This is a genomic window from Acinetobacter sp. P8-3-8 (genome assembly GCF_000214135.1).
Lineage (GTDB): Bacteria > Pseudomonadota > Gammaproteobacteria > Pseudomonadales > Moraxellaceae > Acinetobacter.
Genome location: NZ_AFIE01000013.1, coordinates 43,347 through 65,351 on the forward strand (window position 1 = coordinate 43,347; position 22,005 = coordinate 65,351).

25 protein-coding genes are annotated in these 22,005 nt (G+C 37.8%); 13 read left to right on the forward strand and 12 right to left on the reverse strand.

The genetic code is table 11. The features are described 5' to 3' along the window. The first annotated feature begins 437 nt into the window (after positions 1–437). The gene (locus GGG_RS0107905; protein ID WP_010113678.1) at positions 438–1,433 is read left to right on the forward strand and encodes a DUF2804 domain-containing protein; all 996 of its coding nucleotides are present in this window, start codon (positions 438–440) and stop codon (positions 1,431–1,433) included. A gap of 76 nt (positions 1,434–1,509) precedes the next feature. Here GGG_RS0107905 and GGG_RS0107910 read toward each other — a convergent pair whose 3' ends face one another. The 3 genes from GGG_RS0107910 to GGG_RS0107920 all read right to left on the reverse strand — a co-directional run bounded on the left by GGG_RS0107910 (position 1,510) and on the right by GGG_RS0107920 (position 4,392). Beyond that, complete coding sequence (locus GGG_RS0107910; protein ID WP_010113679.1) at positions 1,510–2,385, reverse strand: metal-dependent hydrolase; 876 nt, start codon at positions 2,383–2,385, stop codon at positions 1,510–1,512. Between the two features lie 165 nt (positions 2,386–2,550). Next, entirely contained in the window at positions 2,551–3,426 is an 876-nt protein-coding gene (locus tag GGG_RS0107915; RefSeq protein WP_010113680.1) for a metal-dependent hydrolase, read from the reverse strand. A 90-nt stretch (positions 3,427–3,516) separates the two neighbouring features. After that, positions 3,517–4,392, reverse strand: coding sequence for a metal-dependent hydrolase (locus tag GGG_RS0107920; RefSeq protein ID WP_010113682.1), 876 nt, complete (start codon positions 4,390–4,392; stop codon positions 3,517–3,519). A gap of 160 nt (positions 4,393–4,552) precedes the next feature. Between GGG_RS0107920 and GGG_RS0107925 the strand changes: the two genes are divergently transcribed. Further along, positions 4,553–5,587, forward strand: coding sequence for an AraC family transcriptional regulator (locus GGG_RS0107925; protein ID WP_010113684.1), 1,035 nt, complete (start codon positions 4,553–4,555; stop codon positions 5,585–5,587). 64 nt (positions 5,588–5,651) lie between these two features. Here GGG_RS0107925 and GGG_RS0107930 read toward each other — a convergent pair whose 3' ends face one another. Further along, complete coding sequence (locus GGG_RS0107930; protein ID WP_010113685.1) at positions 5,652–6,992, reverse strand: Na+/H+ antiporter NhaC family protein; 1,341 nt, start codon at positions 6,990–6,992, stop codon at positions 5,652–5,654. Between the two features lie 360 nt (positions 6,993–7,352). Between GGG_RS0107930 and trpA the strand changes: the two genes are divergently transcribed. From trpA to GGG_RS0107950, 4 genes are read left to right on the forward strand one after another with little or no spacing between them, the layout of a single operon-like run. Further along, complete coding sequence (gene trpA / locus GGG_RS0107935; RefSeq protein WP_010113686.1) at positions 7,353–8,156, forward strand: tryptophan synthase subunit alpha; 804 nt, start codon at positions 7,353–7,355, stop codon at positions 8,154–8,156. After that, positions 8,153–9,049 carry an acetyl-CoA carboxylase, carboxyltransferase subunit beta gene (gene accD, locus GGG_RS0107940; RefSeq protein WP_010113687.1) on the forward strand — a complete coding sequence of 299 codons (897 nt, stop codon included), beginning with the start codon at positions 8,153–8,155 and terminating at the stop codon, positions 9,047–9,049. Before trpA ends, accD begins: the two co-directional genes overlap by 4 nt. Further along, entirely contained in the window at positions 9,046–10,335 is a 1,290-nt protein-coding gene (gene folC / locus GGG_RS0107945; RefSeq protein WP_010113689.1) for a bifunctional tetrahydrofolate synthase/dihydrofolate synthase, read from the forward strand. Before accD ends, folC begins: the two co-directional genes overlap by 4 nt. Next, complete coding sequence (locus GGG_RS0107950) at positions 10,326–11,369, forward strand: SPOR domain-containing protein (protein ID WP_010113691.1); 1,044 nt, start codon at positions 10,326–10,328, stop codon at positions 11,367–11,369. Before folC ends, GGG_RS0107950 begins: the two co-directional genes overlap by 10 nt. A 22-nt stretch (positions 11,370–11,391) precedes the next feature. On the opposite strand, the gene GGG_RS0107955 is transcribed toward GGG_RS0107950, so the two are convergent. The 6 genes from GGG_RS0107955 to GGG_RS0107985 all read right to left on the reverse strand — a co-directional run bounded on the left by GGG_RS0107955 (position 11,392) and on the right by GGG_RS0107985 (position 15,800). Beyond that, on the reverse strand, positions 11,392–11,985 hold the full coding sequence (locus GGG_RS0107955; RefSeq protein WP_010113693.1) for a dual specificity protein phosphatase family protein: 594 nt from the start codon (positions 11,983–11,985) through the stop codon (positions 11,392–11,394). Continuing rightward, positions 11,982–12,794 (reverse strand): MBL fold metallo-hydrolase, encoded by an 813-nt coding sequence (locus GGG_RS0107960; protein WP_029574497.1) that lies wholly within the window; start codon positions 12,792–12,794, stop codon positions 11,982–11,984. The genes GGG_RS0107955 and GGG_RS0107960 overlap by 4 nt, the downstream gene beginning before the upstream one ends. A 116-nt stretch (positions 12,795–12,910) precedes the next feature. Further along, a complete protein-coding gene (locus GGG_RS0107965; RefSeq protein ID WP_010113697.1) occupies positions 12,911–13,675 on the reverse strand; it encodes a hypothetical protein in 765 nt (254 codons plus the stop codon). A 195-nt stretch (positions 13,676–13,870) separates the two neighbouring features. Beyond that, positions 13,871–14,140 carry a hypothetical protein gene (locus GGG_RS0107970; RefSeq protein ID WP_010113699.1) on the reverse strand — a complete coding sequence of 90 codons (270 nt, stop codon included), beginning with the start codon at positions 14,138–14,140 and terminating at the stop codon, positions 13,871–13,873. A 103-nt stretch (positions 14,141–14,243) separates the two neighbouring features. Beyond that, complete coding sequence (locus tag GGG_RS0107975; RefSeq protein WP_010113701.1) at positions 14,244–14,861, reverse strand: L-threonylcarbamoyladenylate synthase; 618 nt, start codon at positions 14,859–14,861, stop codon at positions 14,244–14,246. 276 nt (positions 14,862–15,137) lie between these two features. Beyond that, positions 15,138–15,800, reverse strand: a complete 663-nt coding sequence (locus tag GGG_RS0107985; RefSeq protein WP_010113703.1) for an elongation factor P hydroxylase — start codon at positions 15,798–15,800, stop codon at positions 15,138–15,140. Positions 15,801–15,897: 97 nt separating this feature from the next. Here GGG_RS0107985 and GGG_RS0107990 point away from each other — a divergent pair, with 97 nt between their 5' ends. From GGG_RS0107990 to GGG_RS21255, 7 genes are all read left to right on the forward strand, one after another. Beyond that, positions 15,898–16,461, forward strand: coding sequence for a DUF177 domain-containing protein (locus tag GGG_RS0107990; protein ID WP_010113704.1), 564 nt, complete (start codon positions 15,898–15,900; stop codon positions 16,459–16,461). A gap of 74 nt (positions 16,462–16,535) precedes the next feature. Then, positions 16,536–16,721 (forward strand): 50S ribosomal protein L32, encoded by a 186-nt coding sequence (rpmF, locus tag GGG_RS0107995; protein ID WP_004922151.1) that lies wholly within the window; start codon positions 16,536–16,538, stop codon positions 16,719–16,721. A 167-nt stretch (positions 16,722–16,888) separates the two neighbouring features. Continuing rightward, a complete protein-coding gene (fabD, locus tag GGG_RS0108000) occupies positions 16,889–17,875 on the forward strand; it encodes an ACP S-malonyltransferase (RefSeq protein ID WP_010113711.1) in 987 nt (328 codons plus the stop codon). Continuing rightward, positions 17,872–18,606 (forward strand): 3-oxoacyl-ACP reductase FabG, encoded by a 735-nt coding sequence (fabG, locus tag GGG_RS0108005; protein ID WP_010113712.1) that lies wholly within the window; start codon positions 17,872–17,874, stop codon positions 18,604–18,606. The genes fabD and fabG overlap by 4 nt, the downstream gene beginning before the upstream one ends. 87 nt (positions 18,607–18,693) lie before the next feature. Beyond that, positions 18,694–18,930, forward strand: a complete 237-nt coding sequence (gene acpP, locus GGG_RS0108010; protein ID WP_004723957.1) for an acyl carrier protein — start codon at positions 18,694–18,696, stop codon at positions 18,928–18,930. A 242-nt stretch (positions 18,931–19,172) separates the two neighbouring features. Further along, positions 19,173–19,646, forward strand: coding sequence for a peptidoglycan-binding protein LysM (gene lysM, locus GGG_RS0108015; protein ID WP_010113715.1), 474 nt, complete (start codon positions 19,173–19,175; stop codon positions 19,644–19,646). Between the two features lie 172 nt (positions 19,647–19,818). Continuing rightward, on the forward strand, positions 19,819–20,232 hold the full coding sequence (locus GGG_RS21255; protein ID WP_010113716.1) for a TM2 domain-containing protein: 414 nt from the start codon (positions 19,819–19,821) through the stop codon (positions 20,230–20,232). An 84-nt stretch (positions 20,233–20,316) separates the two neighbouring features. Here GGG_RS21255 and GGG_RS0108025 read toward each other — a convergent pair whose 3' ends face one another. Together GGG_RS0108025 and GGG_RS0108035 are read right to left on the reverse strand one after the other, a co-directional pair. Beyond that, complete coding sequence (locus GGG_RS0108025) at positions 20,317–20,922, reverse strand: DUF805 domain-containing protein (protein WP_010113718.1); 606 nt, start codon at positions 20,920–20,922, stop codon at positions 20,317–20,319. Positions 20,923–21,181: 259 nt separating this feature from the next. Beyond that, positions 21,182–21,823, reverse strand: coding sequence for a peroxiredoxin (locus GGG_RS0108035; RefSeq protein WP_010113720.1), 642 nt, complete (start codon positions 21,821–21,823; stop codon positions 21,182–21,184). Between the last annotated feature and the right edge of the window lie 182 nt (positions 21,824–22,005).

The following is a 22,005-nucleotide window of genomic DNA, read 5'->3' on the forward strand; positions in this document are numbered from 1 at the left end:
TGGCATTGTATGATTTAAAACAAAGACCTGAATTCATTGGATTCAGGTCTTTGTATTGAAAATTAAGAAACACCGATAATTTAAACTGATTTCTTGTGATGATGTGGGAATGTTTTATGCATTTTCCATCATGATAAAAATATAGATAGGTTTCTATATAAAATATTCAGTGAGATCAATCATACATAAACCATTTTACTTTTTTTATATTGGTAACTTTTTAATATTCTGATTAAAATGAACAAAAGCTAAGCAATATCAATGAGAAGATTGAGGTTAAATCGTTCTAAGTTTTCTACTTAGAACAGTTTATCTAAAACTTAAATAGTGATTGTTTTGGTCATAGATCATATTGCTAAATCTGTAAAAATAGTAATAATCAGATATTCGACTAAAGTCTTATAACGTCCCTGAGCTAAAGGATTGGGAAATATACAATGGATTTAATACAAAGTAATGGTCAACCTCGTTATGGACGTTTTAAGGATTTACCGACAACGATTGATGTAAATCAATATATGTACAAAACGCCTTATGGGAAGACCTTAACTGGATGGCGTAAACAATTAAAATATAAGAAATTTAAATTTTGTTCTATACAACATGAACAATATACGATTGGTATTGCGATTGCAGATATCGGTTGGGCAGGGCATGGTTTTATTTACATCTATGACCATGCAAGCAATGAAGTATTGGAATGGAATGCCAACACGATTTTAGGTCGAGGTACGGTTGTCGATGAGCAACCTTTATACAGTCAAAGCTATTTTACCAAATCGCCGTTTGAGTTTGAAATGCAACATGCCAATGGCGTGCGCTATATCCAAGTAACCCGTCATGGGGAAGAACAACTCAAAGCACGTATTTTTTGTGCAGGAACAGAACCTTTGAGTTTATGCAGTCCAAACGGAATCAATGGTTGGACCTATACGCAAAAGAAAACCACGTTGGCTGTAGAAGGTTTCTTTATTAATAAAAATAAAGAAATAATTGATTTTAATGAGAAAACATTGGCATCCTTAGATGATACATGTGGTTTCTTAAGACCTGAAACAGCATGGTTCTGGTTATCGACTAATTTTTGGGATAAAAATGCACAGCGGATCGGGGTAAATCTTGCATCAGGTGTGAATGAAAGCTTTGGTAATGAAAATTGCCTTTGGGTGAACGGTGTACTTTACCCACTTTCTGATGTGCTTTTTGAAAAATTGGATGAAAATGTTTGGTCAATTCGTTCCTTAAATCAAAAATTACAATTGGTCGTAGAAACAGGTTGGCGACGTTTTGAAAATTTAAATCTGCGTCTTGTTGGAAGCCAATTTAGCCAATGGCAGTCTAAAGTCAGTGGTACGATAGAAACTGAGTCAGGCGAAATTATCGAATTAGAACATGAGTATGCATTACTTGAACAGCATTATGCCAAATGGTAATGCTGTTGCTTAATTGGGCGACTTGGCAAGTAAACGGGTTAAATAAAAACCTTTTTAGCTGACATCTCTACAGAGATTATAAAGCAGCTTGCCAAAAAGCCTCACCTGCTAGTATAGGATCATTGGTTTTCGCAAGTTCATCTACAAAGGTTTGATATTGATGAATAATCGCATGCTGACTCGGATGGAAGTCTGCTGAATACCAATCTAAGTATTCAGGGCGTAAACGAGTCAGAATGCCTTTAGAACCCAAAAACCAAGCTAAGCCTTTGGTCGCCATTTTCATACGTTCTAAAGCACTAAAACCATCACATTTAAGTAGCCCGTTGGCACGTTGCATGGTAAAACCAAACATCAATATCGTCACTAATGCGAGTGCGCTATAGCGTAATGCATTTGAAGTATGCGCAACTTCACGCATCACGTCATAAGCCACATCACGATGCTCCATTTCTTCGATCGAATGCCAAGCAAATAATGCGCGAATAAATGGATGTGCATCTTGCATCGTTGCTTTTTCACTAAAAAAAGCATCTGCCATAAGTGCTGTTAAATGTTCACAAGCTGCTGTAATCGCAATATTGTATTGTTTAGGGTAGCGTTTCAGCGCATGCCCCAGTCTTTGATTGACATGTTGTGTAAACCTTTTCACGGGCATGCCTTGATCCATCAATATCTGATTCATTTTGTCATGGGCAATGCCATGTTGAGCTTCTTGTTTGATGAAATCAGCAACTTTTTGTTGTAAATCAGGATCTGTAATTTGTTCTCTATATAGACGTACACATTGGATAAAATAGCGCTCACCATCTGGAAAGGTGAGACTGAGTGCGTCAAACATACGCGTTTTGAATGGATCACCACCAAACCAGAAACGTGGAATTTGATCAAGTTTAAAATCTAAATGGCTTCGAACAACAGGTTCAACTTGATATTGGGTGAATGTATTCATTTTATTCTGCTTCACATATTCTAATTCGATTGCGATTATGACAAATATAAGGTCTAAGCATCACGTCATGTCACGCCAATTTTAAGTTTAAAGATGTCAATTTTGGTCAATCAATAAGCATTATTTTATTCGGTATAGTTTAAAATCTTAAATAGATTGAATGCATTACCATGCTGCTTGCCAAAAAGCTTCACCTGCCTGTATTGGATCATTGGTTTCAGCTAGCGTATCTATCCAAGTTTGATATTGACGAATTACAGGGTGTTGGCTTGGATGGAAATCTTTTTTAAACCAATCTAAATATTGGCGATGCATGGCTGTTAATTTACCATTTCTTCCAAAAAACCAAGGAATGCCTCGAACCGCCATTTTGGCACGCTGCAAGCCTGTATAACCATCATATTTCAACATCACATTGGCGCGATAGAAAGTAAATCCGAACATCAGTAAGGTGATATTGGCCAATGCAAATTTACGTAAGCTTTCGGGCACTTCACCAACATTGATCATTACATCATAAGCCACATCCCGATGTTCCATTTCTTCTATGGCATGCCATGCAAACAGCGCACGAACAAAAGGGTGAACTTCAGCTAAAGTTTCTTTTTTATTGTAGAAGGTTTCTGCCATCAATGCGGTTAAGTGTTCGGCAGCAGCGGTCATGGCGATATTGTATTGTTTAGAACGATGCTGTTTTAAGTATTTGAAACGTGAAGCTAAAAATTGAGTGAATTGATCTACAGGCATGCCTTGATGCTTCATTTCTTCATTCATTTTGTCATGGGCAATACCATGTTGTGCTTCTTGCTTAATAAAATCGCTGACACGTTGTTGTAGCTCAGGATCTGTAATTTTATCTCTTAAAGCACGCACACTTTCAATAAAATAACGTTCGCCGACAGGGAAAGTGAGACTAAGCGCATCAAACATTCGAGTGCGAAAAGGATCATTATTGAACCAAAATCGGGGTACCTCATTGAGCCTGAAATCTAAGTCGGTACGAACGACAGGATCAATTTGATGTTTTACTTGTAAGTTCATAGTTGCATTCCTCACAACGTTCTAACTTAAAATTCACATAGATTTGTGAATCAACTCATCCATGTTTACCTATAAAAGCATTGATTTATTTTAAAGCCCAGCTTGCCAAAATGCTTCGCCTGCTTGGATTGGATCATTGGTTTCAGCCATGGTATCGATCCAAACTTGATATTGTCGAATGATGGGGTGTTGGCTTGGGTGGAAATCTTTTTTAAACCAATCTAAATATTCATTTTTCATGGCAGTGAGCATTCCTTTTTTCCCAAAGAACCATGGAAGCCCCTTGTAAGCCATTTTTAGACGATCAAGACGACTGAAACCATCGTGTCCAAGCATGATATTGGCGCGATACAAAGTAAGGCTGAACATTGTCACGGTGATAAAAGCAAGAGAAAAATGGCGTAGGCTTTCTGGAACTTCGCCAACTTCACGCATGACATCAAAAGCCACATCTCGATGTTCCATCTCTTCAATCGCATGCCAAGCCAGTAATGCACGTACATAAGGATGTGCTTCGACCAAGGTTTCTTTTTTGCTATAGAACGTTTCAGCCATCAATGCAGTCAAGTGTTCAGCGGCTGCAGTCATGGCAATGTTGTATTGTGGTGAGCGTTGGCTCAGTTCGAACTTAAATAGTTTATTTAAAAAAGTGATAAATTGATCAACAGGCATGCCTTGCTCTTTCATGACTTTGTTCATTTTGTCATGCGCAATACCATGTTGTGCTTCTTGACGAATAAAGTCTGCAACACGTTGCTGTAGGTCTGGGTCAGTAATTTTGTCACGAAATAGTCGAACACTTTCGATAAAATAACGTTCGCCATCAGGAAAGGTTAGACTCAGTGCATCAAATACTCGAGTACGAAATGGATCACCACCGAACCAAAAACGTGGAACTTCATTCAGTTTAAAATCGAGTTTGCTTCGAACCACAGGTTCTACTTGATATTTCACTAATGCATTCATTTTATTTTACTTGCATCACCTTTGATATTTTCAGTATGTCGGGGTTTTACAACTTTGTTTTGACAGATGTTGACATTTTTTATACATTTTACGACATAATGAAAATTTTAAATGTCAAAACGAATGTCAAGACTGGCGATTAGGATCAGAGCATAAGCTTATGCAAGAATTACAAATACCGAATGGATATTTTCATCTTTGGCAGATGTATTTGTCTGAACGAGGCATTGATGTCTTGACGGCCGAATTTTTACAAGATGACCGAGTGCATCTGCAAACGATTTTGGCATTGCCTATAGATACTCAATCTTCTTATTTTTTCTTTCAGCAGATGATTGAAAAAACCAAGCACGCTTTAGATTGCCCACAAATTATTTTTGAAATGGCAGAATATGTTCGTCCTGAACATTTTGGTGTTTTGGGCTACATGGCGTCACGAAGCACGACAGTTGCTGAAGCACTACAAAATATTTTACGTTTCAGTCGTTTAGTGATTGATGGTGATCACATTCTTCCCATGCAAATGGAACTCAAAGGGCAACAAGTACATGTGATTTGGCCATTTCACCATGAAAAATATACGCTGATGAACGAACTCACCAATGCATTGATGATGCATTTAGCACGCAAAATAGTTCCTGCAAATCAATTCTTATTACAATGTGTCAATTTTGCTCATCCACCGCAAATGGCGGTTTACCATTATCAAAAATTTTATGGTTGTCATGTGACATTCAATAAACCTGAATATAGTTTTGTTTTAGGTTTAGAGGGGTTGAATGTCAAAATACAACAGGCTGATCCTTCTTTGATGCAGTTGTTGGTTAAGCAAGCAGAGGATGCAATTGCATCGAAACCGCGCCATGAAACATTACCACAGCATTTGCATTTTATTATTGCAGAATATTTAAGGTTAAAAGAACAAGCACCTAAAATTGAAGATATTTCACAAGAATTGAATATCTCTACCAGGACCTTACAGCGTCAGTTAAATGATTTTGATACATCTTTTAAAAAGATTGTAGAAATTGAGCGCATGAAACGATGTGAATTGTTATTGGGAAATAATCTTCAATTTACTGAAATTGCCATGCGTTTGGGTTATTCGGATCAATCTGCATTAGCAAGGGCTTATAAGGCATTTAGCGGACAAACCTTATTGCAAAAGAAAGTGCAGTTGAAAAATAAGCAATAAAAAGGTGAGTATATACACTCACCTTTTAAAACTTATCTCAAGTATATGATTTTAATGATAGTAATTAAGAAGAAACATGATTTGTTAATCTAGGGTATCTAAAGATAATCGCCAATACTGCAAAAATAGCCAACACCCAGCAATAATAAATCGAACCAATCAGTTCTATAGGCGATAATTTTGCAATCGAACAGGCCAAGAGTAATTGAGCGCCGTAAGGAATAATTCCTTGCACCACACATGAAAAAATATCCATCAATGCTGCAGCACGTTTTGGGTCTACGCCATATTCTTTGGCAACTTCCCGAGCCATATCTCCAGATAAAATAATCGCAACAGTATTATTGGCAACAAAGATGTTAGAAAATACAACCAAGAAACTGATTCCGATTTCGCCTGCACGTTGTTTCCCAACTTTAAATAAGCGTGTGATGCTATAAATACGTTGAATTAACCATTCTAATCCACCTTCTTTTTGCATGATTGCAGAAAGGCCACCCAACAGCATTGACAATAAAGCAACCTCGAACATACCTTCAAAACCTGTATAAATTGAATTATTCAGTTTTAAAAGATCAAAGTGAGGGGTTTCAATCAGCCCGATTAAGCTTGAAAATGCAACACCGATTGCAAGTACTGCCAATACATGTAAACGGCTAAATGCCAAAAAGAACACGGCAAGATAAGGCAGAATGAGCCAAAAATTATAATTTTTATATTCAATAGGTTGTGAGTCATGGTTGGTGAATATATAGATTAAAATGGTCACGATTGCTGCAGGAAGTGCAATCCACACATTCACTCGAAATTTATCTCTTAATTCCACATTTAAACTGCGTGTTGCCGCAATAGTGGTATCTGAAATCATGGATAAGTTATCACCAAACATTGCACCACTGACCACAGCACCTACTGCATACACGGCTTGAATGTCTGTGGCTTGTGAGAATCCAAAGGCGATTGGCGCACATGCGGCAATCGTCCCCATGGAGGTTCCCATTGCTGTTGCAATAAATGCCGAAATGATAAAAAGCATTGGGAGTACAAATTCAGGTGCAATGATAGATAAACCAAACTGAACCGTTGCATCAACACTGCCTATGGCATTGGATACACTCGCAAATGCGCCTGCAAGCATGAATACCATAAACATGAGAATGAGATTGGGGTGACTCGCTCCCTGTAGAAATTCCTCAATCGCCGTATTCAGTTTTCCGCGATAGAGTAAAATAGCTAAAATAATCGCTGGCAGCGCTGCAACAGGGGCTTTGATTTGATAAAATGCAAATTCAGTTCCAATGATAGAGTGATAAATACCACTGCCCAAAAAGATCGCTAAAAATACAATAAGTGGCAGTAGCACAAGCCCTCGAGCTTGCACTTTACGATGTGGGAGAGAGGTCATAACAAAAGAATAAAAGAGATAAGCCTGTATAGTATAAACAGCTTTTGCAATTTGATAAAAATTAAAATCAGATGATTTTGTATCTCATTATTGTGATATTTGAATGATTTAATTTAAGTTTATCCATTTATTCATAAATTTAAAAAAAGCAGAAAATAGGTAGCTTTGATCATTGTCCAAAATTTTAAAATAGCGCTAAATGTAGCGCATAGGTTGTTCGTTATTTTGTATTAATATGAGATAACATTGTGCTACTGCGTTATTCTATTCAATGTGTAATAAATAGCGTTACAATGTGATGTCTTGTATTTATACAAAACAAACTCCTCAAGTTTAACAATCCAAGGAATGTACAACCCTATGTCACGTTTAGCCACTCGATTTGCACAGCTTAAATCTCAACAGCGTAAAGCATTGGTTTCTTATGTTATGGCGGGTGATCCTCAACCACATGTAACAGTTCCTTTGTTACATCAAATGGTTGATGCGGGCGTAGATGTACTTGAGCTTGGATTGCCATTTTCAGATCCAATGGCAGATGGTCCAGTGATTGCATTGGCTGCTGAACGTGCTTTAGCAGCAGGTACCAATACCTTAGATGCTTTGAATATGGTCAAAGAATTTCGTCAGAAAGACAGCACAACACCTGTTGTTTTGATGGGTTATTTAAACCCTGTAGAAGTGATTGGTTATGAAAAATTCGTCGCTTATGCGAATGAATGTGGTGTCGATGGCTTGCTTTTGGTGGATTTACCGCCTGAAGAAGCTAAAAACCTAGATGAAGTGCTAAAGAAATATGATATGGATCAAATTTTCTTACTTGCACCAACATCTACAGATGAACGAATTCAACATGTCGTAAAACAAGCAAGTGGCTTTATTTACTATGTGTCACTGAAAGGTGTGACAGGCGCTGCAACTTTAGACACGACTGAAGTGGCAACACGTATTCAAAAAATTAAATCATTTACAGATATCCCTGTAGGTGTGGGTTTCGGTATTAGCGATGCAAGTTCTGCAAAAGCTGTAGGGCAAGTTGCAGATGCTGTGATTGTCGGAAGTGCGTTTGTAAAACCTTTTGCAAACTTAGCACCAGAACAAGCCGTGGAAGCAGCGGTGAATAAAGTCAAGGAGCTTCGAGCAGCGCTCGATGAGTTAGTATGAATCAAGAAGTGAAATCAGGGAAAATTCTCAGTCCTACTACCCCGTGGACAGATCGTTCGATTCCAGGCATTCATATGCCAGATCAGCAACAAACACTCAAAGCGACATTTACAGAACCGACCATTGAGTGCCCTGAGTGTCATGCTTTGGTAACTCGTACAGCAATGTCTTTCAATGCCTATGTTTGCCCATCATGCGATGAACATTTGAAAATGAAGGCACGAGATCGTTTAAATTGGTTCTTTGACAATGTTACAGCGGAACTTGGTCAAGAGTTTTCTGCTAAAGATCCATTACGTTTTGTAGACAGCAGACCGTATCCTGAGCGTATGAAAGAAGCGCAGGATAAAACAGGTGAAACTGAAGCCTTGGTTGTGATGCAAGGTCAGCTTAAAAATATCCCAATGGTTGCTTGTGCTTTTGAATTTGACTTTATGGGCGGTTCAATGGGTACAGTGGTTGGAGATCGTTTTGTGCAAGCTGCTGAGAAAGCTATTGCAACGAAACAACCTTTGATCTGTTTTGCTGCTTCAGGTGGCGCACGTATGCAAGAAGGCATGTTGTCTTTGATGCAAATGGCACGTACATCTGCGGCAATTCAAAAAATGAAAGATGCACATCTGCCTTATATCGTTGTTTTAACACATCCTGTTTACGGTGGTGTAACAGCATCATTGGCAATGTTAGGTGATGTACATATTGCAGAACCGAAAGCCATGATTGGTTTTGCGGGTAAACGTGTGATTGAACAAACTGTTCGTGAAAAATTAGAAGAGCCGTTCCAACGTGCAGAATTTTTGCTTGATCATGGTGTAATCGATCAAATTGTTCATCGTCATGCATTACGTGATACTGTATATCGAATAGTGGCGAAACTGATGAATTTGTCTTGAACAATACAGCACCTTTAAATACAGATGATTTACAAACATGGCTCGATTATTGGAGCCATGTTCACGTTACGGGAATCGATTTAGGCTTAGAACGGGTCATTCCTGTTGCGGAAGCACTTGGTGTAGTCAAACCAAATGCTAAAGTTTTGACTGTCGCAGGAACCAACGGTAAAGGTTCAACGACAACCACACTTGCTGCGATTTTGAATGCACAAGGTTTGAATGTCGGTTTGTACCAGTCACCTCATATTTATCGTTTTAATGAACGTGTCAAACTTGCAGGGCAAGAGGTCGATGATCAAACATTGATCGATGCTTTTGTAGAAGTTGATCAAGCACGTCGTGCATGTGATTTAACGTTATCTTTTTTTGAAGCCACAACTTTGGCTGCATTTGTTATTTTCAAACAAAAACAATGTGATGTATGGGTGCTTGAAGTTGGTTTAGGCGGTCGATTGGATGTGGTCAATGTGATTGACCCTGATGTTGCTGTGATCACCAATATTGGCTTAGATCATACCGACTGGTTGGGTGATAGCATTGAAAAGATTGCTTTTGAAAAAGCAGGAATTATTCGTCCCAATATTCCAGTGATTTTTGCAGGGCAACAAGACATACCACAAGCCATTCTAAATAAAGTAGAAGAAAGCCAAGCTCAACTTTATGCGGTGAATCGTGATTATTTTTATGCTTCTTCAAATGAAGATGAGCAATCGTGGGATTTTGCTAGTTCAGGTACAACCTTAAAATTTCCACAAGGTGCTTTGGCACTAGAAAATATTTCGGCTGCTGTGGCTGCGATTCTAGTAAGTGGTCTTCAAGTTTCACAACAGGCCATTGCACGTGGAATTCAAAATGCACAGTTACAAGGTCGTTTTGAAGTTAGAAAAATTAACGGAAAAACTGTCATTTTTGATGCGGGACACAATCCGCATGGTGTAGAATTTTTGTTAAAGCAATTGCGAAAATTCTTGGAATACAATAAACAGTACACAGAAGTTGTCTCAATTTTTTCAATGTTGTCTGACAAGGATATAAATTCTGTGGTCAAGTTATTGAAAAATACTGTGTTACAGTGGAAAATTGCGCCATTAACTGTGCCCCGTGCAGCATCTATGGAACAATTACAAGCTGCATTGCAGGGTGAAACAGTCGAACAATTTAATTGTGTACAAGCAGCATTTCAATCAGCGCTTGCAGATACAAAAAATAATCAGCTGATTTTGGTGTGCGGTTCGTTTCATACCTTAGAAGCGGTCTGGGAGTATTTAGAAGAATGTCAATGAATAACAAGCAACGCTGGATGGGTGGCGTTGTTTTACTAAGTGGTGGTGTTTTATTAGCGGCATTACTTCTAAAAGGCAAAGAAGAAATTCATCAAAAACAGGTTGAAACTCAGCCTGTCGAACAAGTTCAGCAAAATAAAAACGCATCTGCTGGCGAAGCTATTCAATTACAACCACTAACAGTTGATGTTGCAACTGAAAAACGTTTGCTTGAAGAGCAGAAGCGTTCACGTGAAAAAGCTGTTGCAGAACAAGAAGCCAAAGCTGCTGAATTCTTACGTATGCAACAACAAGCTGAGGCTGACGCAGCACGTAAAGCGGCAGAAGAATATGCTGCAATGAATGCAAGACGTGGAGCCGCAGCGCAAGAGGGAACAGATATTCCACCTGAGTTGGTGCAAGACGAAAAGACCAAAGCTCAGCAAAAAGCTGCTGATCAGAAGCAACTTGAACAGCAAAATGCACAATTAAAACAAAAAGCAGATGCTGAAAAGAAGTTAGCTGAGCAGAAGCGTCAAGCTACTGCGGATGCAGAGAAAAAAGCGGCAGAGGATAAGAAGCGTCAGTTAGATGCAGAGAAAAAAGCGGCGGATGAGAAAAAACGTAAGGTAGAAGAACAGCTTAAAATAGAAGAGCAACGTAAAGCTGAGGCAGAAAAGAAAGCTGCTGCTGATAAAAAAGCAGAGGCTGAACGCAAAGCTGAAGTAGAGAAAAAACGTAAAGCGCAAGAGGATGCCAAGAAAAAGGCAGAAGCTGAAAAAGCACGTGATCTATTGGAAAATGGTGATAAGCAATGGATGGTACAAGTGGCACTTGCTGCCAATGAAGCCAATGCAGATGCTGTAGCAGCCAAACTCCGTGCAAAAGGCTATAAGGTCACTAAAAGCCCAACATCTAAAGGTATTCGTATCATGGTTGGACCTGCCAAAGATCGCGAAACAGCCGATGCAGCCCGTAAGAAAATCAATACAGATGCAAGCTTGGGGATGAAATCGGCTTGGGTGATCGAATGGGTTCCTTTAGATCGACGTTAATCAATTAGAATAAATAGATACTTTAAGATGGATTCGTGAGTTGCTCACGAATCCATCTTACATTTTCAGGGGTAAATAATTTTTCAATATTTGCCCAAATTGGGTGAAAACCATAACCACCGTGCTTCATTTCATTCAAAGCATCATCAATTGACCAGTTTTCAAAAATAATTCGGTACATTGCAACACTTGCACCTGTGCGATCCGAACCATGATAGCAATGGATCAATACCTTTTGATTTTTTTGCTCTGCTGTTTGAATGGTTTGCATTACCTTGAGTAAATCATCTCGGTTAATGGCCCAAGTATTGATGGGCACATGTACCAATTTAAAAGATTGATTCGCCAATACCAACTTATCTTTATCACGGCTTCTTAAATTAACCACGATATCAATATGATTTTTTTCAAGTTCTGGGATGAGCTCAGCACTGGGTTGTTCACTGCGATATACTGTTTGGCTGATTTGATAGAAATTATGTTGTTTATTGACAAGTTTTCCCCATTGCTGAGGACGTTGATCTTCTGCAATTGTCGGTGTGGTCATACACCCAGTCAGTTGTAAACTGAGGACCAATAAAATTGAAAAACTTAAATGCTTAGACTTTATGATCATTTAAAATATCGCTCTAATTCAACGGGATCATGTGCACAGATAATTTCAATTTTAGGTTCATTCTGTGCTAGCTGTTGTAGTTGTGATAAGGTCTTTAATCGTAATGTATTATTTTCTGCGAGAAGATATTCAATTTTATCGAGCGTTCGTAATTTATTATTGGGATTGAGTTCGAGGTGATTGAAATAAGCATCGCCACAGAATAATAACCATCCATCTTGTTGTTTGATCGCGATACCACAATGCCCCACGGTATGTCCGACAAGTGGAATTAATAAAATTTCATCATTAAAAATATTAAAACCTTGAACTTTATGGAAATTAAACCATGCTTCGCCATTTTTAGGTTCAAGAAAATTCCAGTAACGATGATTTTTAAATTGCTTTGTTCTATAACGTAACTTATTCATTACCGAAAGTTTTTGTGCTGCATTAAACTCACTGGACAAGATGTGAACCGTTGCATTTGGGAAATCTGAAATGCCCCCTGCATGATCTAAGTCCAAATGGCTCACTAAAATGTGCTTAACGTCTGAGGGTTTAAAGCCTAATTGTTGAATCTGAGAAATAGCAGTGAGGCTAAAATTAGATTGTAGACCACTGATTTTGGTAAAAGCTTTCCCTAAACGGGTTTGCGGATGTAGGTAGTCTTGCATACCAAATCCAGTATCGATCAATACTAAACCTTGATCACTTTCAACAAGGAGGCAATGACAGACCATTTTTCCATATAAACCTTTTTGTCCATATAGCGGTGCACAAATGGGGCACATGGTTCCACAATGAAGATGATGTACGTTGTAAATCATAATTTAAGCATTTGTTTTTAGGATTGTTATTTCGTTTATAAACTGAAATGAAAGAAATACCAATGACCAAATGATAGTGTTATGTAATTTGTAAAAACTAAAATAGCTATAAAGTTTTATTGTGTGAGTGGAAATAAACCTTCATGCCATCCAATAAGAAGTATTGTCATCAAAACCCCAATAATAATACAAAGCTTTAATGTAGGTGGGAAAAGTTTCCACGGTAATCGAGTCGTTCCATAACGATGTAAGCTTTCTGCTTTAGAAATAGGAGTGAGGATAATTCCAATACCTAACATAAACATGAATGGTGAAACAAATGTAATTTGTACAACAGGTTGAGGTGATGTATTTATGATATGCCATAAAATGGCACCGCTAAGAGTTGTAATCAAACAACCAATGAGTCGAGTTATCATACGTTCTTTAGAGAATTGTTGCGCAATTGAAAATTCATCTACCAAAGGTAATGATTTTTCAGGGTTAGCAATAATTTGCTGAACATTTTTTAGTGCGAAATATACTTTTAGGCGATTCAGCGCATGCTTTAAGAAAAATAAGCTGAACACTAAACAAATTAAACCTATGAAAATAAATGTGATTTTAACTTTTCCAGCAAAAACAATGAAGAATAATGAACTTGCAAATATTAAAGTGATCAAGGATAAAACAGAAAATTGAATGAATTTGCTTAATGCTTGGAAGGTAATCATTCTTTTACGACTAGAAAAAGTCGGAGCATCAGCGCCTAAGGGTAAATCCCCTGAGACTTTATTAAAGACGGTATTTAGATCAAACTTCGTGGATTGTTGATTTATACCCTGATGAATGATCAATGTGAGTTGTTCTATTTCGGTTTTGATTTTTTGTTGATTATTCATTTTTAGTATTTGATTGAAAATTTCGGATTATTCTAATTTTTTTTGTGCATTCACTCAATACGAAGAAATGTTTAAAATTAATACAATATGAAGGAGGGACATAGTTAAATTCTGGTTTATATAGGGTGTGTTAGACTGATACACATTTCATCGATTCTCAACAGTAGAGATTATCCTCATAATGCTCAAATACATTTAGGCATCATTAATGACATATTCAATAATTCTTTGGCATTGATCCTGAATACATAAGTTTTGAGTTTCTAAATCTTCAAATAGTTCATTGATCATAAAAATTTCTAAAAAATATTCAAAAACTTGGTGATTTTTTACCATTGGCTTGGTGTCTTCTTTTGAGCCATCTAAAAGAATTACATCTGATTCTAAAGACCAAGGTTGCTCTACATACAGAACATCGGTTTCAGAATACTCTTGAATATTAAGTAATACAGTGAATAGGTTCATTCTTATCACCATAATGCGTTTGGTTAAAGATAGCTTATTTATTGAATTAAAATATTGAACTAATAATTTTTGCAATTTTATCTAAAAATAGTTGAGTAAGCGCTTATTCAAAAGCGCTTACATCACCAACACCTCGGCGGATAATTTCAGGGTTTTGACCAGATAAATCCACAATACTGGTAGTCGTTAAAGTACCTAAACCACTGTCAATAAATACATCGATACGTTTTTCGAGTTGTTGTTCAATATCATAAGGATCATCCATCGGCGCATCTTGACCAGGAAGAATCAAAGTACTGGTCAGCAAGGGTTCACCTAAAGCTCGAAGCAACATTTGACATACAGGATTGCTTGGGACACGTAAACCAATAGTTTTTTTCTTTGGATGCATCAAGCGACGAGGGACTTCACTGGTTGCGGGTAGAATGAACGTTGTGACGGCAGGGGTATTGGCTTTAAGTAAACGATACATTGCATTATCGACTTTTGCATAAGTTGCAATATCCGATAAATCTGCACAAATGATGGCGTACTGGTGCTTTGCACCTAAACCACGGATTTGAGCAATACGTTCCATGGCGTTTTTATTTCCAATTTGACAGCCAATGGCATAAGCCGCATCCGTCGGATAGACAATAACATCACCTGCACGAATACGTTCAACAGCTTGATCGATTAATCTGGTTTGTGGGTTGTCAGGATGTACTCTTAAATGCAGCATTATTTTTCTCCTGATTCAAATTCTCTATAGTCATATGGTATTGAAAATAGATGAAATAGAACACTATTATTTGTAATCAATATAAAAAATAATCTGTATCGAAAATATAAGTGGCTTGGGAATAGGCCTTCAATTGAATCAAATATTAAATGAAATAAGCATTTTCACCCAAATTTAGACCCATTTTAAATTTAGACTTTTTAAAAATACCTAAACAACATTCAAAAAAGCTGAAATAAGCGAACATAATTTCTTTCTTTAGAATGATGAAAATGATTAATCTAAATCTTTTCGATTAAATTCTGTACTGTGTAATGTTTTGCCACTTCTTGTCGATGCACAAATACATTCAATGAAATGTTTTGCATCACGCGGAAGAGGGATTTCACCACCTAAATATTTTTGAAGCTGAGCATACACATTGTCTTTAAAAGTGGTGCCATCACCACCTTCGCCGGTTAAATTATCCAAAGAAACACGAAATTTCCGACCAAAGGCTTTTGAAAATAACCATTCAATGGCTTGAGGTTTGATTTCCACTTGCTCAAATAAAGCTTGCTGTTCTGCTGTGCGACCATCGGGTGCATACCAATAACCCAAATCAGGCAATAAGCGGCGCTTTTCTCCAGCAATCGACCAATGACTGATTTCATGTAAGGCGCTATTGAAAAAACCATGCGCAAATTGAATACGTGCAGGCGCTTGATCTAGCGCAGGAAAATACTCAGGTTCAAACTCTCCGCGGACGAGTTCAACATTTAAGTGGGAAAACCATTGATTAAAGTGTAAGATAAGCCAGTCGACCTGTTGAGCTTCACTCTGCAAATCTACCCACTGTAAACGTTGCACTTGGGCTATATTTTCAGCAGAATTTGAAGGTAAATTTGCGTTGAACTGTGATGAAGTGGTGACTTCAGGTTGCGGCTGCAACTGATGCATAACTTGTATTACCCAAATGATCTGTCTAAATAAGTACAAAATTGTATCTTAATCTTTGACAGAGTACCGATGAATTTGTAGAATTGCCGCCTTAATTATGTCAGCAAATACCTTTCCGGCACAGATAGAGCCGTTTAAATGGGCTGAACAGGGCTTTAAATGGTCAGGAACACTGCCATTATCTCGCTTTGTTCGAATTTCCCGTGAAGCTGTTGGACCAATTGATGATCAATTGATCACCATAGACTGTAAGCTATCAATGGATGCGTATCATCGTATCGTATGGCTAGATGGTCGTGTAGAAACGAAAGTGCCAATGGAGTGCCAACGTTGTTTGGAACCTGTTGAAATACCATTAGTTTCTGACGTACATATAGCTTTAATGGACGATGAGTCACTGATAGAGCGCTTGGATGAGGATGCTGATTTCATCGTGCTAGGTGAAAGTGAAGCGACAACAAAAGGGGATTATGTAAGTAATACTCCTGCAACTGTTGATTTACTTGCACTTTTAGAAGATGAATTGTTATTGTTGATGCCTTTATCTCCTAAGCATGATGCTTGTGAGCATAAGCATCAACCTGCCGTTCAGGACATTGTCGAAGAAAAACGGGATAATCCGTTTGATGTTTTGGCAAGTTTGAAGGGTAAACTTAACTAAATTTTGTGTTATACTGTTAAGTTAAGACAACCGAATTTGTTCTGATCCATTTTTTCGATTTGTAAGGAGCCATCATGGCCGTTCAGCAAAACCGTAAAAGTCGCTCTCGCCGTGACATGCGCCGTTCACATGACGCTTTAACCGAGAATGCATTAACTGTAGACCAAACTACTGGTGAAACTCATCGCCGTCACCACGTGACTAAAGATGGTATTTACCGTGGTCGTCAATTATTCGCTAAAGCAGCAGATGCTGAATAATTGAGACAGTGTTAAGCGTGAGCTTAATGAAAAAAATGGGAGCGAAAGCTCCCTTTTTTTGTTTTTAGTATCTGTGCTTTTTTGTTGTATTTCGCAATTAAAATAATTTTTTTTTGCTGTAAAATTGCGGCATCGGAAACGATCAAGATTAAATAAGGGACTTTTATATGTCTGCTAGACGACTCGAACAAGCAGCTCCAGCGACCAAAACCGCTTTTTTGTTTCCTGGTCAAGGATCACAAAAAGTAGGCATGCTTGCTGAATTTGCTGAACAGTTTAGTGGTGTGCAAGAAACTTTTGCCGAAGCTTCAGACGCAATCGGTTTCGATTTATGGCACATCGCACAAAGTGGCGAAGGTTTAGATCAAACTGAAAATACTCAACCTGTTCTTCTGACTGCAAGTATTGCATTGTGGCGGATCTGGTTGGATTTAGGTGGTGTTGCACCAAAGTATCTTGCAGGGCATTCATTGGGTGAGTACAGCGCATTGGTCGCAGCGAATTCAATGACTTTGGCAGATGCGGTAAAATTGGTTCATTTACGTGGCAAGCTTATGCAATCTGCTGTACCGCAAGGTCAAGGTGGCATGGCAGCGATTCTTGGTTTGGATGATGCTAAGGTAATTGAGCTATGCAACCAAGCCAATGCTCAAGGTGGTGGCGCTGTTGAAGCTGCAAACTACAATGCGCAAGGGCAAGTTGTGATTGCTGGTGATAAAGCTTTGGTTGATGTTGTTATGGCATCTGCAAAAGAAAATGGCGGTAAAGCAATTGCATTACCAGTTTCTGTCCCATCGCATTGTTCATTGATGAAACCAGCGGCAGAGCAGTTTGCCGAAGCATTGGAACATACTGCCATTGAGTTGCCGAGTATTCCTGTAATACAAAATGTCAACGCAGAAATTGCAATGGATACAGTGCAATTACGCCAAGCATTGACAGCTCAGCTATATCAGTCAGTACAATGGACCAAGACAATGCAGTTCCTTCAAGATCAAGGAATTCAATATGTTGCAGAGTGTGGTCCTGGTAATGTATTGGCGAACTTAGCGAAACGTTTACCCAATATAGAAAAAGCATTCCCACTCGATACACAAAGTCGTATGGAAGATGCACTGAATGCTATTTTAGTAGCTGAAGGGAAAATTGCATGACACAAGAACGAAAAGTCGCATTAGTTACAGGTGCGAGTAGAGGGATTGGCGCTGCCATCGCTCAACAATTGATTCAAGACGGTTATTTTGTTGTTGGTACGGCAACTTCAGAGGCAGGTGCAGAAAAACTTTCTGTTGCTTTTGCTGAAAATGGTGCAGGTACTGTTCTCGATGTACGTGATGGTGCTGCAATTGATGCATTGGTATCAGATATTGAACAAAAATATGGTTCAGTAATGGTGTTGGTGAATAATGCAGGCATTACCAAAGACAATCTTTTATTGCGTATGTCAGAAGAAGATTGGGATGATATTTTAAATATTCATCTTAAAGCCGTATTCCGTTTGTCTAAACGCGTATTGAAAGGTATGACAAAAGCTCGCTTTGGTCGCATTATCAATATCAGTTCAGTGGTTGCACATTTTGCAAATCCGGGACAAGCGAATTATTCTGCTGCTAAAGCTGGAATTGAAGCATTTAGTCGTAGTCTTGCAAAAGAGATGGGAAGTCGTCAGATTACTGTTAACTCGATTGCACCGGGCTTTATTGCGACTGAAATGACAGAACAATTAAGCGAAGATATTCGTAAAAAAATGAGCGATCAAGTTGCATTAAACCGTTTTGGTGAAACGCAAGATATTGCAAATGCAGTGAGTTTCTTGGCTTCTGATAAAGCCAGTTACATCACAGGTACAGTAATACACGTAAATGGTGGTTTATACATGGCTTAATGCGATGTATAAACTTTGAAAAAACTAAATATTCAATTAAACTATCAGGCAATTAAAACGCCGCCACAAGCAATGAGGAGAATTCCTGTGAGCGATATCGAACAACGCATTAAACAAGCTGTTGCAGAACAATTAGGTATCAAGGCTGAAGAAATCAAAAACGAAGCATCTTTCATGGATGACTTAGGTGCTGATTCTTTAGACTTAGTAGAACTTGTAATGTCTTTCGAAAATGACTTCGACATCACTATCCCTGATGAAGATTCTAACGAAATCACGACTGTTCAATCAGCGATTGACTATGTAACTAAAAAACTTGGTTAATCAGTTGACTGTGTAACACTTGTGTTATGCGTAAAAGCCACCGTTCTGGTGGCTTTTTTACATCTTGTGAAAATGGATTTGTTTTTCAAATAAAATGTGAGTTACATAACGTTACGTTTATGTCACCAATGACAACGTTATTCAGTATGTTTTTTAGCTATAAGAATAATGTTTATAAATTTTTATAACACAATAGAAATCATTCACAGTAAAACAAGTTCACTATTCGTATGGAGTAACACATGGGTCTTTTTGATTTTATTAAAGGAATTGGGAAAAAGAATACAGCACCTGCTGAGCCACAAGCTGCACCTGCTACGCCTTCAGAGCCGTCTGCTCAAGAAATCGCAAATAAATTACTCGGTCATATTAAAGCACTAGGTTTACCTGTTACAGGGCTTTCAGTGAGCTACAATGGTGCAACTGATTTAGCAACCATTCAAGGTCAAGTACAGACACAGGCGGATAAAGAAAAAATCATTCTAGCGGTGGGTAATATTGATCATGTCGCTCAAGTCGATGATCAAATGACGGTGGTCACACCTGAACCTGAAAGTAAGTTTTATACGGTGAAATCTGGTGATAACTTGTCTAAAATTGCTAAAGAGGTTTATGGTGATGCGAATAAGTACCCTAAAATTTTCGAAGCAAATAAACCGATGTTAAAAGATCCTGACGAAATTTTCCCAGGACAGGTTTTACGTATTCCTGCGTAAAGATTACGTTGAAAAAAAAAGACACATCAGTGTCTTTTTTTATTTTTAAGATTTTCTTTTAAATGTATTTTAATTTTTTCGATAAACTCTCAAAATATAAGAAATTATTTGAAAAATTCATGGATAATTTTTATACTGATGTTTCAAATTCTCAAGAAAAATAAGGAAAAACATGAAAGGTCAAATACTTGATTATTCAGTACAAACCAATTCTGGTGTGATCACGGGTGATGATCAAAATAGATATCAATTCTCAGGGGTACAATGGCGTGAGCAACATGCGCCAAGTCGCGGTCAACGTGTTGATTTTGCAGTTGATGGAGCAGGTCAAGCGGCTGAAATTTATTTGATGAATCAATCTATTCAGTTACCGAATCAATTGGGTGAAAAGAATCGAATTGTTGCTGCTTTATTGGCATTTTTCTTAGGTGGTTTTGGTGCACATAAGTTTTATTTAGGTCAAATCGGCTGGGGCATTGTCTATTTGGTTTTCTGTTGGACGTTTATTCCTTCAATTGTTGCTTTCATTGAGTTTATTATTTATCTCTGTACATCTGATCAGGATTTTGCTCGTAAATATGGTTGAGATTAAGCAACTATTATTCATTTGAGAATCTATTCATTTAAAAATTAAGGGCTATATAAGCCCTTAATTTTATTTCAAGACCAATTAGCGTGCAGGTGATCCATATTCATTTTGTTCTTGCTTAGTGTCTGTCGCCCACCAAATAATAAGAACAATCACCCCGATGACGGTCAGTGAAAGGAGTTGCCACCAACCAGAGCGACCGACGTCATGTAAGCGACGTGCACCGACAGCAAGGCTTGGTAAAAATAATGCTAAATTTAACAAACCATTTAACAAAGGTTCTGTACCAATAATTCGATCTATGATTTGAACAATAATACCTAAACCTATAGATACTAAAATGAAAAACCAAAACTCTTTACGACGTGCACGTCCGTCAAAAGTCACATATTGTTTTATACATTTTACGAACCAATCAATTGGATTGTATTGTTCTTCATCTTTATTTGGATTAGAAATTTGGTCGAGTTGATGATTAATTGACTGAAATGTATTGCTGGTTTTAAGCTCAGTATAGATTTGCAACGCATTCCCCATACTGTCTACATCAAAATCCACTCGAATACCACGATTAGGTGGCACATCGGCTTTCCATTCTGCGCCAGTAAATGGATAGCGAATTTGATCATCTCCGCTAATGACCCCAGAATTGCTTTGTATGCTGTAATCTAAAATTGTACCTTTCATGTTTTTTTCTCAATGTTTGTTGTTGATAAAAGAGCATTTGTTATTGAAAATAATATTAACAGAGTTATATGTATTTTATGAAATATAGCAGAAACTATTTTGTAAAATAGTGGCTTAGCTTTAATATTTATTATAATTTTTATGTGATGTAGCATTGAAAACTCAAACAAAACAAAGCTTATTACAATACCTTTCGTGATGAACTCGATCCAAAAGTGATTGCAATAAGCCTTTTTAATTTTAAAATACGTTCCATCCTTTAATTGATGTTGGGTTGCGGTGTTAAGCGTAAATAGGGTTTAACCGCCGTGTAACCTTTTGGGAAGCGTTGTTTTAACTCTGTTTCGTCTTTGAGTGAAGGAACAATCACCACATCCTCGCCATCTTGCCAATTGGCAGGTGTTGCAACTTTATAGTTATCTGTGAGTTGTAGAGAATCAATGACCCGTAAAATTTCATGAAAATTACGACCTGTAGAAGCAGGATAAGTGATAATTAAGCGAACTTTTTTATTTGGATCAATAATCACCAAAGAACGTACAGTCAGTGTTTCACTGGCATTGGGATGAATAAAGTCATAAAGCGTTGAAACCTTACGGTCTTTATCTGCAATGATCGGGAAATTGACTTGGGTATTTTGTGTTTCATTAATATCGTTAATCCAACCTTGGTGTGATTCAACATCATCGACTGAAAGTGCAATGGCTTTTACCCCACGTTTTTCAAATTCATCTTTTAATTTTGCTGTATAGCCAAGTTCTGTCGTACACACAGGTGTGTAATCGGCAGGGTGTGAAAATAAAATCCCCCAGTGATCACCTAGATAATCATAGAATTGAATCGTTCCTTGGCTGGACGCTTGTTCAAAGTCTGGGGCGGTGTCGCCTAATCGTAAAGTCATGTTGAAAACCTCAATCTTTAGAAATGTGCTATGTTCTTTGCTCGTCATCAATACTATTGCCTAGATTTTTTATAATTAAAAATAGTGTTTTTAGATGTCTTTATGAGAAAAACGGATATTGTGAAAACATGATGATGAAAAAAAATCGTGTAATTGATCTGTTCTTCGCTGTAAATATCGAT

Excerpts from the sequence above, each read along its gene's own strand:
- lysM (WP_010113715.1), top strand. The coding sequence starts at position 19,173 with ATGGGTCTTTTTGATTTTATTAAAGGAATTGGGAAAAAGAATACAGCA.
- trpA (WP_010113686.1), top strand. The coding sequence starts at position 7,353 with ATGTCACGTTTAGCCACTCGATTTGCACAGCTTAAATCTCAACAGCGT.
- GGG_RS0107915 (WP_010113680.1), bottom strand. The coding sequence starts at position 3,426 with ATGAACTTACAAGTAAAACATCAAATTGATCCTGTCGTTCGTACCGAC.
- GGG_RS0107955 (WP_010113693.1), bottom strand. The coding sequence starts at position 11,985 with ATGATCATAAAGTCTAAGCATTTAAGTTTTTCAATTTTATTGGTCCTC.
- GGG_RS0107910 (WP_010113679.1), bottom strand. The coding sequence starts at position 2,385 with ATGAATACATTCACCCAATATCAAGTTGAACCTGTTGTTCGAAGCCAT.
- GGG_RS0107905 (WP_010113678.1), top strand. The coding sequence starts at position 438 with ATGGATTTAATACAAAGTAATGGTCAACCTCGTTATGGACGTTTTAAG.
- GGG_RS0107990 (WP_010113704.1), top strand. The coding sequence starts at position 15,898 with ATGTCAGCAAATACCTTTCCGGCACAGATAGAGCCGTTTAAATGGGCT.
- GGG_RS0107965 (WP_010113697.1), bottom strand. The coding sequence starts at position 13,675 with ATGAATAATCAACAAAAAATCAAAACCGAAATAGAACAACTCACATTG.
- GGG_RS0107950 (WP_010113691.1), top strand. The coding sequence starts at position 10,326 with ATGTCAATGAATAACAAGCAACGCTGGATGGGTGGCGTTGTTTTACTA.
- fabG (WP_010113712.1), top strand. The coding sequence starts at position 17,872 with ATGACACAAGAACGAAAAGTCGCATTAGTTACAGGTGCGAGTAGAGGG.
- accD (WP_010113687.1), top strand. The coding sequence starts at position 8,153 with ATGAATCAAGAAGTGAAATCAGGGAAAATTCTCAGTCCTACTACCCCG.
- GGG_RS0108025 (WP_010113718.1), bottom strand. The coding sequence starts at position 20,922 with ATGAAAGGTACAATTTTAGATTACAGCATACAAAGCAATTCTGGGGTC.
- GGG_RS0107930 (WP_010113685.1), bottom strand. The coding sequence starts at position 6,992 with ATGACCTCTCTCCCACATCGTAAAGTGCAAGCTCGAGGGCTTGTGCTA.
- GGG_RS0107920 (WP_010113682.1), bottom strand. The coding sequence starts at position 4,392 with ATGAATGCATTAGTGAAATATCAAGTAGAACCTGTGGTTCGAAGCAAA.
- GGG_RS0107975 (WP_010113701.1), bottom strand. The coding sequence starts at position 14,861 with ATGCTGCATTTAAGAGTACATCCTGACAACCCACAAACCAGATTAATC.
- GGG_RS0107925 (WP_010113684.1), top strand. The coding sequence starts at position 4,553 with ATGCAAGAATTACAAATACCGAATGGATATTTTCATCTTTGGCAGATG.
- GGG_RS0107960 (WP_029574497.1), bottom strand. The coding sequence starts at position 12,794 with ATGATTTACAACGTACATCATCTTCATTGTGGAACCATGTGCCCCATT.
- GGG_RS0107985 (WP_010113703.1), bottom strand. The coding sequence starts at position 15,800 with ATGCATCAGTTGCAGCCGCAACCTGAAGTCACCACTTCATCACAGTTC.
- GGG_RS0107970 (WP_010113699.1), bottom strand. The coding sequence starts at position 14,140 with ATGAACCTATTCACTGTATTACTTAATATTCAAGAGTATTCTGAAACC.
- rpmF (WP_004922151.1), top strand. The coding sequence starts at position 16,536 with ATGGCCGTTCAGCAAAACCGTAAAAGTCGCTCTCGCCGTGACATGCGC.
- GGG_RS0108035 (WP_010113720.1), bottom strand. The coding sequence starts at position 21,823 with ATGACTTTACGATTAGGCGACACCGCCCCAGACTTTGAACAAGCGTCC.
- fabD (WP_010113711.1), top strand. The coding sequence starts at position 16,889 with ATGTCTGCTAGACGACTCGAACAAGCAGCTCCAGCGACCAAAACCGCT.
- GGG_RS21255 (WP_010113716.1), top strand. The coding sequence starts at position 19,819 with ATGAAAGGTCAAATACTTGATTATTCAGTACAAACCAATTCTGGTGTG.